This window comes from Rhizobium sp. BK399 (assembly GCF_014194695.1).
Lineage (GTDB): Bacteria > Pseudomonadota > Alphaproteobacteria > Rhizobiales > Rhizobiaceae > Rhizobium.
The window spans coordinates 607,368-621,009 of the sequence record NZ_JACIAH010000001.1 but is presented as its reverse complement, the minus strand read 5'-3'; the positions used below and the strand labels follow the sequence as shown (position 1 = coordinate 621,009).

The following is a 13,642-nucleotide window of genomic DNA, read 5'->3' as shown; positions in this document are numbered from 1 at the left end:
GACGGGCGACGGCCGAAGCCGTGCGCCCGTCTTTTGCTATATCAGGCGCGGGGATACGGCATGAAGTTCAACAAGCTTCGTGTCGTCGGCTTCAAGTCCTTCGTCGAACCCACCGAATTCATCATCGAGCGCGGCTTGACCGGTGTCGTCGGCCCGAACGGCTGCGGCAAGTCGAACCTCGTCGAAGCACTTCGCTGGGTGATGGGTGAAAACTCGTACAAGAACATGCGGGCGTCCGGCATGGACGACGTCATCTTCTCCGGCTCCGGCAACCGTCCCGCTCGCAACACCGCCGAAGTCGCGCTTTATCTCGACAATGCCGCGCGCACCGCGCCTGCCGCCTTCAACGACAGCGACGAGATCCAGGTTACGCGCCGCATCGAGCGTGAGCAGGGATCGATCTATCGCATCAACGGCAAGGAAAGCCGTGCCAAGGACGTGCAGCTTCTCTTTGCCGACGCCTCCACCGGTGCCCGTTCGCCGTCCATGGTCGGGCAGGGGCGGATCGGCGAGTTGATTTCGGCCAAGCCGCAGGCCCGCCGCCAATTGCTCGAAGAGGCAGCCGGCATATCAGGCCTGCATTCGCGCCGCCACGAAGCCGAGCTTCGCCTGCGTGCTGCCGAAAGCAATCTCGAACGCCTTGACGACGTAACCTCTCAACTCGAGAGCCAGATCGAGAGCCTGAAGCGTCAGGCCCGTCAGGCAAGCCGCTTCAAGTCACTGTCGGCGGATATCCGCGCCCGCGAGGCGCTGCTCCTGCATATCCGCTGGGTGCAGGCCAAGGAGGCGGAAGCCGATGCCGACAGCGCGCTCAATCAGGCCACCGTCGTCGTCGCCGAAAAGGCGCAGATGCAGATGGAGGCCGCCAAGGTTCAGGGCATTGCAAGCCTCAAGCTGCCTGAGTTGCGCGATGGCGAAGCGCGCGCCGCCGCCGCATTGCAGCGCCTGCAGATCGCCAAGACGCAGTTGGAGGAGGACGCCAATCGCATCCTGCGCCGCCGCGACGAACTGACCCGCCGCCTTGCGCAGCTCGGCGAGGACATCCGCCGCGAGGAGCGGCTGGTTGCCGACAACGCCGAGATCCTGGCGCGGCTGGACGCCGAAGAGGGCGAGATAACCGAGATCCTTGCCGATTCCGACCGTTTTGCCGAGGAAACCCGCGAGGCCTTCGAAGAGGCTTCGGCCAAGCTCGCAGACAGCGAGCGCGTCTTCGCGAGCCTGACCGCCGAGCGCGCCGAGGCCGCTGCCGGGCGCAACCAGCTCGAGCGTGCCATTCGCGATCTGGCCGATCGCAAGATGCGTCTTGAACGGCAGATGGACGAGGCCAACCGCGAGCTGTCGGCCATCGGCGAGAAGATTTCCGGCCTGCCCGATCCGGACGAGAAGCGGGCCGTGGTCGAGGCGGGCGAGCAGGCGCTTGCCGAGGTGGAGGCCGCGATCCAGGGCGTCGAGCAGGCCTTGGCCGCTGCTCGCCAGACCGAGGCTCTTTCCCGATCGCCGGTCGATGAGGCACGCGCAAAGCTGAATGCCATCGAAACGGAAGCCCGGACGATTTCGCGTATGCTGGCGGCCGGCGCCGCCGCAGGCGAATTTGCGCCGGTTGCCGATGAGCTTCGCGTCGATCGCGGCTTCGAAACGGCGCTCGGTGCGGCGCTTGGCGACGACATCGAATCGCCGCTTGATCCCAAGGCGCCGGTTCATTGGTCCGGCAATGGTGACGGCGCTGCGGATCCGGCATTGCCATCAGGGGCGACGCCGCTGACCAACCATGTTCGTGCGCCGGCGGTACTGATGCGCCGCCTGAAGCAGATCGGCCTGGTCTCCGGTTCGGATGCTGCGGCGCTGATGAAGGATCTAAAGCCTGGCCAGCGTTTGGTGACCAGAGAGGGCGCCGTCTATCGCTGGGACGGCCATGTCACCGGTGCGGATGCGCCGAGTGCGGCTGCACTCCGGCTGGCGCAGAAGAACCGGCTCGCCGAACTCGAAAGCGAAACGGCACTTGCCCGCGACATGCTTGATGAAGCAGAGGAACGGCTGGCGGGTGCCGCTGATGCCATTCGCCTTCAGGAGCAGCGCCTGGCGGAGGCTCGCGAGAAGAGCCGGATCTCGGCGCGGCAACTCGCTGAGGCGCGCGAAGCGCTGGCAGCAGCCGAGCGGGCCTCTGGCGATCTCATTCGACGTCGCGATGTCATTGCAGAAGCCGTCAGCCAGCTTCAGATCCAGCTCGAGGATCTCTCGATTCAGGAAGAAAACGTCAGGATCGAGCTGGAAGATGCACCTGATCTGACGGCGATCGACGAACGGCTTCGAGCGCAGCAGGCAGAAGTCGGGACCGATCGTGGCGCACTCGCCGAAGCACGGGCGCGCCATGAAAGCCTGAACCGCGAAAACGAAGCCCGCCAACGCCGCATCATTGCCATTGGGCAGGAGCGCGTGACCTGGCGCCAGCGTGCTGCCAGCGCCGAGGACCATATCGCAACCCTTCGCGATCGCGAGGAGGAAGCGCGGGAGGAAGCGGCCGAGCTCGAAATGGCGCCCGATGAGTTCGACGACAAGCGCCGTGCGCTGTTGACCGAACTCCAGAAGGCCGAGGAAGCGCGTCGCCATGCGGCCGATGCGCTTGCTGAAGCGGAGGTCGTGCAGCGTGACGCCGACCACAAGGCCGCGACGGCGCTATCCGAACTCGCCGAAAGCCGCGAGCGCCGCGGCCGCGCCGAAGAGCGGCTGGTCTCGGCGCGGGAAAAGCGGCAGGAAACCGAGGCGCGAATTCGCGAGGCACTGAATGTCGCGCCACACGAGGCCCTTCGACTTGCCGGACTAGAGTCGCTGCAAGCGGCACCCGACCTTCGCGAGGTCGAGCGCGAACTCGAACGCCTGAAGATGGAGCGCGAGCGCCTTGGCGCGGTCAACCTCCGTGCCGAGGAAGAGCAGAAGGAATTGAGCGGCAAGCTCGCGGCGCTGATCAAGGAACGCGACGACGTGATCGATGCGATTCGCAAGTTGCGTGGCGCGATCCAGAGCCTCAATCGCGAGGGTCGCGAGCGCCTGCTCGCCGCCTTCGACGTTGTCAACGGCCAGTTCCAGCGTCTCTTCACCCATCTTTTCGGTGGAGGCACGGCCGAACTGCAACTGATCGAGTCCGATGATCCGCTCGAAGCCGGCCTGGAAATTCTCGCCCGCCCGCCCGGCAAGAAGCCGCAGACGATGACGCTCCTTTCGGGCGGGGAGCAGGCGCTGACGGCAATGGCACTGATCTTTGCCGTCTTCCTGACCAATCCGGCGCCGATCTGCGTGCTGGACGAAGTGGACGCCCCGCTCGACGACCACAATGTCGAGCGCTATTGCAACCTGATGGACGAAATGGCCGCCTCCACCGAAACGCGTTTCGTCATCATCACCCACAATCCGATCACCATGGCGCGCATGAACAGGCTGTTCGGCGTGACGATGGCGGAGCAGGGCGTATCGCAGCTCGTGTCGGTCGATCTGCAGACGGCTGAACAACTGCGTGAGATCGCCTAAACAAGCCGCTGACAAAAAGCCCAAAAAAAGTCGAGCCGAATTGGCACATCTTCACCGTTGGGTGATGTTTTTCTACTGATCTTGTATTAGAGATTGCTTCATGTCGCTGCCGAATTGCCGCGAAGCGGTATCGGCTGCAGAGTTTTCTGTGCGACGCGATCGGAGCAGGCCTTTGGCGCTCTGACTGTCCGCATGGACGAGACCCCCCGTCCGGTTTTTCCTGGCTGGACGGACAGAAGGCTTTGCGGGACTTTGTTGCAGTCCCGCAAAGCTTTTTCTCCCTTCAATCGCTTCAGTCTGCCGCAGTTGTTGTGCGACGCAACATTTCGGCCGCATTTGTCGATTTTCATTTCAACACCAACGGATTAAGTTGATCCGGATATGGTGTTGGGGGGAATATGACCAAGTGGGTCTATACATTTGGCAACGGTCAAGCAGAGGGCAGTGCCCTCGACGTTGAGCGTTTGGGCGGCAAAGGCGCAAACCTCGCGGAGATGTGCAATCTTGGCCTTCCCGTTCCTCCGGGTCTGACGATCATCGCTGACGCTTGTTCCGCCTACTACAAGAACGGGCGACAGGTTGCCGAGGATCTGAAAGCGCAGGTCCGGACCGGCATCGAACGCATCGAGGAAGCGACCGGCCGGCGGTTTGGCGCGGGTGATCGACCGCTGCTGCTGTCGGTGCGCTCTGGTGCGCGTGTTTCGATGCCGGGAATGATGGACACTGTCCTCAATCTCGGCCTCAACGATGAAACCGTGCAGGCGCTCGGCCACGATGCCGGCGACGCCCGTTTCGCCTGGGACAGCTACCGCCGCTTCATCCAGATGTATGCCGACGTCGTCATGCGCCTGGACCATGAAGTGTTCGAGGAAATCCTCGAGGATGAGAAGGCCAGGCTCGGCTATGAATTCGACACGGAACTGACCGCCAGCGAATGGCAGCATGTGGTCTCGCTCTACAAGGGCATTATCGAGGAGGAACTGGGCGAGGAGTTTCCCCAGGATCCGGAAGTGCAGCTATGGGGCGCTGTCGGCGCCGTTTTCTCGAGCTGGATGAGCGCCCGCGCCGTCACCTATCGCCAGCTTCACAATATTCCTGAAGTCTGGGGAACGGCCGTCAATATCCAGGCGATGGTCTTCGGCAACCACGGCAATTCGTCTGCGACCGGCGTCGCCTTCACGCGCAATCCGTCCACGGGTGACAAGTCGCTCTACGGCGAATTTCTCGTCAATGCACAGGGCGAGGACGTCGTCGCCGGTATCCGCACGCCGCAGAGCATCACCGAGGAGGGTCGTATCAGCTCCGGTTCCGAACGACCGTCGATGGAAAAGTTGATGCCTGATGCCTTCAAAGAGTTGTCGCGCATCTGCGCCGAACTCGAGGCGCACTATCGCGACATGCAGGACATCGAATTCACCATCGAGCGCGGAAAGCTGTGGATGCTGCAGACCCGCTCAGGCAAGCGTTCGACGCGCGCGGCGATGAAAATCGCCGTCGACATGGTCGATGAGAAAGTAATTACCGAAGAGGAAGCGGTACTTCGCATAGAACCCTCATCACTGGACCAGCTTCTGCATCCGACGATCGACCCGCGTGTGTCGCGCGAGATCATCGGCACTGGCCTTCCGGCATCGCCGGGTGCCGCGACCGGCGAGATCGTGTTTACGGCCGAAGAGGCGGTCATAGCCTCGGAGGAGGGGCGCAAAGTCATCCTGCTGCGCGTCGAGACAAGCCCGGAAGACATTCACGGGATGCACGCGGCCGAGGGCATTCTGACGACACGTGGCGGCATGACCAGCCATGCCGCCGTTGTCGCCCGCGGCATGGGCATCCCCTGCGTGGTAGGCGCCGGGAGCATGCGGATCGACGTACGCAACGAGCGGCTGATCGGCGTCGGCGTCACACTGAAGAAGGGCGACGTCATCACCATCGACGGCTCGGCGGGACAGGTGCTGAAGGGCGACGTGCAAATGATCCAGCCGGAGCTTTCGGGCGATTTCGGGCGCATCATGCAATGGGCCGACCGGGCACGGCGGATGACGGTGCGCACTAACGCCGATACGCCGGCGGATGCGCGCGCGGCTCGTTCCTTCGGCGCTGAAGGCATCGGCCTTTGCCGCACCGAGCACATGTTCTTCGAGGGCGATCGCATTCAGCTAATGCGCGAGATGATCCTGGCGGAGGATGAAACCGGCCGGCGCACCGCGTTGGACAGCTTGTTGCCGGTGCAACGGCACGATTTCACCAGCCTCTTCAATGTCATGCATGGGCTGCCGGTGACGATTCGTCTGCTCGACCCGCCGCTGCACGAGTTCCTGCCGAAGACGGACGAGGAGATCGCCGACGTTGCCGCCGCCATGGGCATGGATCCGGCGTTGCTGCGTCAGCGCGTTGATGCCCTACACGAATTCAATCCGATGCTCGGGCATCGTGGCTGCCGGCTGGCGATTTCCTATCCCGAGATCGTCGAGATGCAGGCACGCGCGATTTTCGAGGCGGCGGTCGCGGCGGCCCATGAAACCGGCGCTGCCGTCGTGCCTGAGATCATGGTGCCGCTCGTCGGGTTGCGCGCGGAACTGGATTACGTCAAGGAGCGCATCGACGCCATTGCCGGCGACGTTATGGCGGAGGCCGGCATGCGGATCGACTATCTGGTCGGCACGATGATCGAGCTGCCGCGCGCAGCCCTCAGGGCCCATATTATTGCGGAAGCGGCGGAGTTCTTCTCTTTCGGTACCAACGACTTGACGCAGACGACCTTCGGCATCTCGCGCGACGATGCGTCCGCTTTCATACCGACCTATCAGCGCAAGGGGATCATCGAGCACGATCCCTTCATTTCACTGGACTTCGATGGTGTCGGCGAGTTGATCCGCATCGCCGCAGAACGCGGTCGACGTACGCGTAACGATATGAAGCTTGGAATCTGCGGCGAACACGGCGGCGATCCCGCATCCATCCATTTCTGCGAGGAAATCGGATTGGACTACGTGTCCTGTTCACCCTTCCGCGTGCCGATCGCCCGCCTCGCCGCCGCGCAGGCCGTCATTAGTAGCGATACTGCCGCCAGTATGGGCGCCCGTAGTAGGACGGGTCCAGCTCGAACGCCATCCCCATCATGAGCCTGTCGCTATCATAGCGATACTGCGCGCGGCGGTAGAGATCGATGCGCTGCAGGCAGGCGGCAAAACCGTTGGTCCTAGGTTTGAAGCCATAGCGTAGGCACTGGTCTTCGTCAGCGGCGCGCTGCTGCTCAGGCGACAGCGACTGGCACGCTGACAGGCTTGCGGCGGCTGCGATGAGCGCGAGGGATAAAGCGAGGATACGCATCGGTGTTTCTTTGCAACGAAAATTTCCCGCAATGAGATGACGCCAATCACGGGTTACAGTCAACTAAAAGAATGGCTTAGGGTTACGAGCCGGTTCTGCGATCGCTGCGTGTCGACCGATCCGGGCGCGCGAACGGCTTTCGCCCGCCCGGGATCGCCTGTAAGAAGGCGGCTTGCACGATACTGGAAGGCAAGCATGGCACTGCGCGATCGATTCTCGAAGAAACTGACCTGCCCGCAATGCGGCAATACGGGTTTTGCCGAAGCCTCCGAAATCGATGATCCGAAGCGCAAGCATCCGGGTTTCAGCGTCGACCACTTGCCGCGCGGCTTCTTCATCCAGCGCCCCTCCAATCATCAGGAAACCTGCATGATCATATGCGAATGCGGCCGCAAATTCCCGTTTCGCAGTGTGGCCGAGGCAGCCGCGGCGCGCGATTAGCCCTGAAAGAGCTCGAGGTCAGAACCGTTCGAGGACCTTGATGAAGGCATCGGCGAATCGGACGAGGTGGGCTGTCGCGGGGTCCGGTGCTTCCATCCGGATTTCGGTGCCGCTGTGATCGAGTACAGCGAGAACGACACGCATCTTCTCGTTGGAGGAGGGGATGCGGAGCACGGCGATCCGTTTGCAGTCGTCCATCAATCCCTCGGCGGGAAGGTCGAAAAGGAATTCGCCGCCGGCCTTGGCCGAAGCCACGCGCACCGTCTCGCAGAAGTCGGATTTGCCGTCATATCCATCGAGGGACAATTCCAGTTCCAGAAGCTCTATCGGCAGAAGCGGATCTGCATGATCGGTTGTCGCCCCCAGCGTCGGCGCCTGGGTTCCCGATGCGAGCTCCGGTGCAATCATTGCCCTTCTCCTGTTGGTCGGTTGCAGCGCGAACCACACAACTGCAAATCAACGAATATCAGAAAATGCTCACGCACGCCATTGTCGTCTTCTCCGTGGATTGCGTGCCTCGGATCGACACAACAGTTTCAATTTAGGCGAATCTTGCACTAAACAAGTCGAGGGCGATTTTGCGCGTTCATGCGGGACGCGCCGCTTGCGAGTAACCGGTAAGTTTGATGGCAATCCGTTTCGACCGCCCCGTTTCAAGTGCCGCCCGCTTCTCGCGGCGCTTCGGGGCATTTGCGCTGGTTCTTTGCCTTGCCGCTCTGGTCGGTCACCGCTTCGCCGGCCTTGCCACGCCATACCTGGTGCTGGTGCTGATTGTCTCTGCGGGCTTCGCACTGCTGGCAGCGCTGCTTGCCTTCGCCGGCCTCCGCAGCCTTTGGCTGACAGGGGCCGAAGGTGGGCTGGATGCCTTGAAAGCCTTGATTTTTGTTGCTCTTCCGCTGGCGCTCGGCGCAATTGCTGCCGAACGATATTTCATGCTGCCGGCAATCTACGACGTCTCGACCGATCTCGTCTCCGCCCCGGATTGGCTGAAGACGCCGAATGCCGACCAGATCTGGCTGAAGCGCCCGCCAGCTGCGACGCCGGAAGACCGTGAAAAGCAACTCGAGGCCTATCCGGAGCTGACCGGCCGTCGCTACGACGGTGCGATAGACCGCGTGCTCCAGGCCGTGAAGAAGGTCGCCAAGCAGAGCGGCATTCGGATCACTCGCGCCGATGGCGACGACGAGCCAAGCGATATCGACGATCGGCCGGTCAAGCCGCAGCCGGATGATGGCGCGGTTGCCGAGGCACCGGAAGCCGTGCCGATCCCGACGCCGCGGCCTTATGATGACGATGTCGCGCAGCTGATTCGCCGGGCCAATGGCGTCACGCTCCAGGGCGAAACCCGCACCTTGGTCCTCGGCTTGCGTTTCGACATCGTCATCCGTTTGCGCGAAGAAGCCGAAACCACCCTTGTCGATGTCAGGGTCGCCTCACGCTACGGCCCTCACGACCTTGGCCTCAGCGCCGATGTTGCCGAGGACTACCTGAAGGCTCTGGATTCCGAATTGCTCGGCATCGCCGGCAGCTAGTCGCGTTTCGGTTTAGCCGTCGGAACCAGTCGTCCCCGATTGATTACCCTAGGAATCGGCGCCTCTGATCCGGGCTAGGCACGAAGCAGGTGGTTCGCCTGCCGGCAATGCGCAGACGGTTTCGCGCCACGAATTCGTAGAGCCTGTCGGCAAGCCCCCGCGGGAGCAGTCGAAGGACGCCTACAAGTGACCAGGGAAAGCCAAGCGCTTCGATCATACGGATCGTCCCTCTCGACTTGAAGTGCGCGCGTCCGTCTTCGATCAGGATATTGGTTTCGTAGTCGCGTCCATCGAGCCCGTAGTGGCGATAGAGCGCTTCCCCGAGTGGCGATTGCGCCGCAAGAAAGCGATAGCGCTCAGCCTTGTCGCGCCTCAGCACGAACTGGACCCACGCCGAGCAGAACACGCATTCTCCATCGAAGACGATGAGAGGCTTGTCATCCGCGAATTCGGGCACGCCGGCATCGGCGCGATAGCTGTAGGCCTCGCGCACGGACTATCTCCGCTTTGCCGGCCGGTATGACCCGAGCAGGGCAGGCGGCCCGTCGGTTTCGATCTCACCGCGCTCCAGCAGATCCTCGATATGGGCAAGCACCGAGAGGGCGGCGGCGCCGTGCAGGCGTGGATCCGTTTCGCGATAGATGACCTTTACCATTTCGGGAATGTTGCGATCGCCGGCTCGGATGCGGCCGAGCACAGCCCGTTCGCGCATTCGTCGATGGGTTTTCAGCGCCCGCATGAACGAGATCGGCTTGTGCACGGGGCCCCCATGTCCCGGAAGCAGAATGCGGTCATGCCGCGCAATCAGCTTGTCGAGGGAGGCCAGGTAATCCGACATGGAGCCGTCTGGCGGTGCGACGATGGAAGTTGCCCACGCCATGACATGATCGGCGGAAAACAGGATCCCCGTCCCCTCGAGCGCGAAGGCCGCATGGTTGGCGGTGTGTCCCGGCGTCAGGACGCCGGTCAGGCTCCAACCGTCGCCCGCGATCGTTTCACCATCGCGAATTGTGATGTCGGGTCTGAAATCCAGGTCCGAGCTCTCGGCAAAAGGGTTGATCTCGCCTTGGTACAGCGGGCGGGCGGCGCGGTGCGGTCCCTCGGCCACGATCCGTGCCCCGGTCGCCGCCTGCAGGCGCCGCGACAGCGGCGAGTGGTCGCGATGTGTGTGGCTGACGAAGATGTGGGTGACCTCGCGTCCGTCGAGCGCTGCCAACAAGGCATGGAAATGTGCCTCGTCTTCAGGGCCGGGATCGATGACGGCCGTGGATTGATCCCCAATGATGTAACTGTTGGTACCGTAGAAGGTGAAGGCGCTCGGGTTGTTGACCGTGATGCGCTGTACGCCCGAGGCAACTGGCACGGCTTGGCCATATGCGGGCTCGAAAGCCAGATTGAATTCGGGACTTGCCATTTATTTGTATTCGATCTCGATGAAGGACATCGGCTGATCGCCGGCATTGACGACATTGTGCTCGGTGCCGGCATCGCGCCGGTAGGCGGCGCCCTTGGCAATGTCGACCCTGCGGCTGCCGTCCTTCTCCTCCAGCAGGAACTGGCAATCGGTCATCGGCACGACGACGTAGCCCATTCCATGCGTATGGACGCCCGTATCGGCGCCCGGCTCGAAGTCCCAGCGCGTGATCCGAACCACGGCGTCGTCGAGCAGCAGCGTTGCGAGGGCAGGCGGTCGGGCACGGTATTGGCTCATCGTCACTCCATCGTCCGGGACGGCTGAGGCGAGACCTAGCATGGTGACGCAGAAAGCGCACAGAAATATGCCACGGCCCGAAACTTAATGATTGTGACGGCAGGCGAGCTTTGCTAAGCAGGCGTCGATTTGGCAAGCGGTCTCCGCTTTCAAGCTCTGGTGGGGCGTCGCCAAGCGGTAAGGCACCGGTTTTTGGTACCGGCATTCCCAGGTTCGAATCCTGGCGCCCCAGCCACTGAACTCCAGCAATGATAAACACTCGCTTGCGCAGATGTCAGCTGCGACCGAAGCCGCGTGGCGACACGCGATGAGTGGCACCCACTCGATACAAAAAAAGGCGACCCGTCGTAGGGCCGCCTTCCAAAGCCACTTGCTGTGCCGGTTCTTACTACGCGGGCTGTGCCGGTGCCAGGAACTCGGCACAATAGGACGGGCCGCTGACGCCCGGGATGTCGCCGACGACGCGGATGCTGCGGATCGTGTAGTCGGAGCTGGTGACGATTTCGGCCTGGCAGCGCAGGTACTGCGTGCGGGCCGCCGCGATCTGCTTGCCGCGCTTGCCGTCCGCACCGTCCGCATATTTTGCCGGAACGCGCACGGTCTTGTAGCCACCCTTCCAGGTGTAGGTGACGCCAGAGCCGTTTTCGACGTCGTTGATCGGCGGGCCGAAGGCGGCGAAGAACTTTCCGGCGGACTGGCCAACCCAGCGGCTGGAAATCGGATCGGCAGAGGTCTGAATCGTCGTGCAGCCGGCAAGCGCAATGGCAAGCCCAGCCGCGGCAAAGGTGCGGAGTTTCATTCTTTCGTCCCTGAAATGTTGTCGCGCATTCGACGGCGGGAACTGCTGGTCTGCAGCGGTTTCCGCTTGTCCCGCCGAGCGCTTTAGCGCGGAACCCGGCAAAAGAAAATCGGCCGACCTTCGCAATCGCAAAATTTGCCGCAAGTGTGTCTTTTTGTTCCACTTACGCGGCCGAGATGGGGGCTGGCCGCGTCTGTAAAAAATGCGCCGGCTTTTGAATTTTGGTGCTTGCGCAACAGGATGGGCCGGTCTATAGAGGCGCCGCTGGTCACGGAGTGTAGCGCAGTCTGGTAGCGCACCACGTTCGGGACGTGGGGGTCGAGTGTTCGAATCACTCCACTCCGACCAGCCGAAAAGCCCGCGAAAGCGGGCTTTTTTCTTTGCTTGCCGCCCAGGTCATGGCGCGGCAGCACCGGCCCTTTGTTCTCACCGCTTTGCCGAAAGGCCTGCTTCGTCGGCGTCGCAAACAGACGCCTAATTGTCGCTTTTCGGTATTCATAAATATAAGCGAGGACTAAAGTACCGTCCTTCACACAAAATATATCAGACAAGCGCGCGTCGAGCGGGCGAGGAACAGTGCATGAAGGCCTCGGAGTACAGAGCTGCGGTTGCCGTCACGGGACTGGGCGCCGCGGGTGTCGAAAGGCTGTTTGCTGTCGACCAGATCACGTCGCGTCGCTGGGCTTCAGGCGAAGCCGAAGTGCCGCGCGCGGTCGGCCTATGCCTGCTGTTGATGGCGTCGGCGAACGTTTCGGTGGCGCAGGCTGAGATACTGGCCGACGACACCGATACTGGACTTGCCAAGATCGCCTGAGTGTCCGTCCGCTCATCGCGAAATCGGAGTGCAAGACCGGTCTGGCTCGACGTATCCGCGTCGCCCTACCTTGCGGACAGGCGGCGAGATTGTCCGGTTTTGACGTATATCCTTACACCCCAAGAATGGCATCGATCTCGGCAATCAGGGCGGCATAGCTCTCGATATGTCGATAATACTCGTTGCGGATCTGTTCGGTGATGTCGGAGAGCGGGCCGGATCCCTCGGCACGGAAGTGCTTCACATCATTCTCCGTCATGGATTTGAGGTTGCCCTCGTACTCCTTGACCTTCTCAGCATAGTCTTCCCGAAGTTTTTCCAGACTCATGGCATCTCTCCTCAGGCGGCCAGGCGCTGTGGACATTCTGCCGCGTGGTGGCGGCAATCTAAAGGTTGCCTAGAATAGATGCGGCGCTTAAAGCAGATTGACAATCCCGGCCCGTGAAAAGTGAATCAATGAGCAAAGCAAACTTTTATTCCAACATGGGCGGCCTGCCGCCGCAGACCGAACTCCTGTCCAGCAAGGCCGTGTTCACGACAGCCTATGCGGTCATCCCCCGCAGCGTGATGACGGACATCGTCACCAGCTATTTCCCGCACTGGGAAGGCACGCGCGCCTGGGTGATTTCCCGCCCGCTGACCGGTTTTTCCGAGACGTTTTCGCAGTACATCATGGAAGTGCAGCCGGGTGGCGGCAGCGACCGGCCAGAACCTGAGAAGCGCGCCGAAGGCGTGCTCTTCGTGGTCGACGGCGAGATGACCGTCGAGTTCGAGGGCGCCTCGCATGCAATGCGCCCTGGTTCCTTCGCCTTCCTGCCTGCCGGCTCCCGCTGGACGCTGTGGAACAAGAGCGCGGCGCCCGTGAAGTTCCACTGGATCCGCAAGGCGTTCCAGGAGGTCGAAGGGCAGGATCCGCCGCCGGCGATCTTCACGCATGAGGAAAATCATCCGCCGCAGCCGATGCCCGACACCGACGATGCCTGGGCAACGACCCGCTTCATCGATCCGGCCGATCTTCGTTACGACATGCACGTCACCATCGTCACGTTCGAGCCGGGCGGCGTCATTCCGTTCATGGAAACGCATGTGATGGAGCACGGCCTCTACGTCCTCGAGGGCAGGGCGGTCTATCGCCTCAACAGGGATTGGGTAGAGGTGGAAGCCGGCGACTTCATGTGGCTGCGCGCCTTCTGCCCGCAGGCCTGCTATGCCGGCGGTCCGGGCCGCTTCCGCTACCTGCTCTATAAGGATGTCAACCGCCACATGCCGCTGTGGTAGGCGCGCTGGCGAGGCCGACAAGCCGGGACCGTCAGGCAGGACGCCGGCATATGATCTGACATACCCGGTGCTGGTTTTGCATTCTGGCGACGCCAGCGCCGACTGTTGCGCGCAGATGACATCTCGCGCCTTTCGCCAGCTGCGATATTGAGAAGACCGCTCTTGTCTGCGATGCTTGGGTCTCAATTCCTGCAGCTTCGGGAGACCAACATGAA

13 protein-coding genes and 2 tRNA genes are annotated in these 13,642 nt (G+C 62.1%); 8 read left to right on the top strand and 7 right to left on the bottom strand.

The genetic code is table 11. The annotated features are described in order from the left end of the window. Window positions 1-60 precede the first annotated feature (60 nt). The gene (locus FHT97_RS03130; protein ID WP_183859850.1) at window positions 61-3,522 is read left to right on the top strand and encodes a chromosome segregation SMC family protein; all 3,462 of its coding nucleotides are present in this window, start codon (window positions 61-63) and stop codon (window positions 3,520-3,522) included. 398 nt (window positions 3,523-3,920) lie between these two features. Continuing rightward, window positions 3,921-6,644, top strand: a complete 2,724-nt coding sequence (gene ppdK / locus FHT97_RS03125; protein ID WP_183859848.1) for a pyruvate, phosphate dikinase — start codon at window positions 3,921-3,923, stop codon at window positions 6,642-6,644. Here the strand turns inward: ppdK and FHT97_RS03120 are convergent. Further along, complete coding sequence (locus FHT97_RS03120) at window positions 6,571-6,852, bottom strand: hypothetical protein (RefSeq protein ID WP_183859846.1); 282 nt, start codon at window positions 6,850-6,852, stop codon at window positions 6,571-6,573. The genes ppdK and FHT97_RS03120 overlap by 74 nt on opposite strands. 195 nt (window positions 6,853-7,047) lie before the next feature. On the opposite strand from FHT97_RS03120, the gene FHT97_RS03115 reads away from it, so the two are divergent. Then, on the top strand, window positions 7,048-7,293 hold the full coding sequence (locus tag FHT97_RS03115) for a hypothetical protein (protein ID WP_183859844.1): 246 nt from the start codon (window positions 7,048-7,050) through the stop codon (window positions 7,291-7,293). An 18-nt stretch (window positions 7,294-7,311) separates the two neighbouring features. Here the strand turns inward: FHT97_RS03115 and FHT97_RS03110 are convergent, their stop codons facing one another. Then, window positions 7,312-7,701, bottom strand: coding sequence for a hypothetical protein (locus FHT97_RS03110; protein WP_183859843.1), 390 nt, complete (start codon window positions 7,699-7,701; stop codon window positions 7,312-7,314). Between the two features lie 218 nt (window positions 7,702-7,919). On the opposite strand from FHT97_RS03110, the gene FHT97_RS03105 reads away from it, so the two are divergent. Continuing rightward, a complete protein-coding gene (locus tag FHT97_RS03105) occupies window positions 7,920-8,825 on the top strand; it encodes a DUF1499 domain-containing protein (protein ID WP_183752192.1) in 906 nt (301 codons plus the stop codon). 43 nt (window positions 8,826-8,868) lie between these two features. Here the strand turns inward: FHT97_RS03105 and FHT97_RS03100 are convergent, their stop codons facing one another. The 3 genes from FHT97_RS03100 to FHT97_RS03090 are packed head-to-tail and all read right to left on the bottom strand — an operon-like array spanning window position 8,869 to window position 10,536. Then, the gene (locus FHT97_RS03100) at window positions 8,869-9,318 is read right to left on the bottom strand and encodes a DCC1-like thiol-disulfide oxidoreductase family protein (RefSeq protein ID WP_183859841.1); all 450 of its coding nucleotides are present in this window, start codon (window positions 9,316-9,318) and stop codon (window positions 8,869-8,871) included. Window positions 9,319-9,321: 3 nt separating this feature from the next. Next, entirely contained in the window at window positions 9,322-10,239 is a 918-nt protein-coding gene (locus FHT97_RS03095) for an MBL fold metallo-hydrolase (RefSeq protein ID WP_183859839.1), read from the bottom strand. Continuing rightward, window positions 10,240-10,536, bottom strand: a complete 297-nt coding sequence (locus FHT97_RS03090; protein ID WP_112661495.1) for a cupin domain-containing protein — start codon at window positions 10,534-10,536, stop codon at window positions 10,240-10,242. 160 nt (window positions 10,537-10,696) lie between these two features. On the opposite strand from FHT97_RS03090, the gene FHT97_RS03085 reads away from it, so the two are divergent. Beyond that, window positions 10,697-10,771, top strand: a tRNA-Gln gene (locus FHT97_RS03085). A gap of 153 nt (window positions 10,772-10,924) precedes the next feature. Here the strand turns inward: FHT97_RS03085 and FHT97_RS03080 are convergent. Further along, window positions 10,925-11,335 (bottom strand): hypothetical protein, encoded by a 411-nt coding sequence (locus FHT97_RS03080; RefSeq protein WP_183859837.1) that lies wholly within the window; start codon window positions 11,333-11,335, stop codon window positions 10,925-10,927. Window positions 11,336-11,606: 271 nt separating this feature from the next. Between FHT97_RS03080 and FHT97_RS03075 the strand changes: the two genes are divergently transcribed. Continuing rightward, window positions 11,607-11,683 (top strand) — tRNA-Pro (locus FHT97_RS03075). Window positions 11,684-11,915: 232 nt separating this feature from the next. Beyond that, a complete protein-coding gene (locus tag FHT97_RS03070; RefSeq protein ID WP_183859835.1) occupies window positions 11,916-12,149 on the top strand; it encodes a hypothetical protein in 234 nt (77 codons plus the stop codon). A gap of 112 nt (window positions 12,150-12,261) precedes the next feature. Here FHT97_RS03070 and FHT97_RS03065 read toward each other — a convergent pair whose 3' ends face one another. Continuing rightward, on the bottom strand, window positions 12,262-12,477 hold the full coding sequence (locus tag FHT97_RS03065; protein ID WP_016553119.1) for a hypothetical protein: 216 nt from the start codon (window positions 12,475-12,477) through the stop codon (window positions 12,262-12,264). A gap of 128 nt (window positions 12,478-12,605) precedes the next feature. Between FHT97_RS03065 and FHT97_RS03060 the strand changes: the two genes are divergently transcribed. Then, complete coding sequence (locus tag FHT97_RS03060) at window positions 12,606-13,427, top strand: bifunctional allantoicase/(S)-ureidoglycine aminohydrolase (protein WP_183859833.1); 822 nt, start codon at window positions 12,606-12,608, stop codon at window positions 13,425-13,427. Window positions 13,428-13,642: the final 215 nt, after the last annotated feature.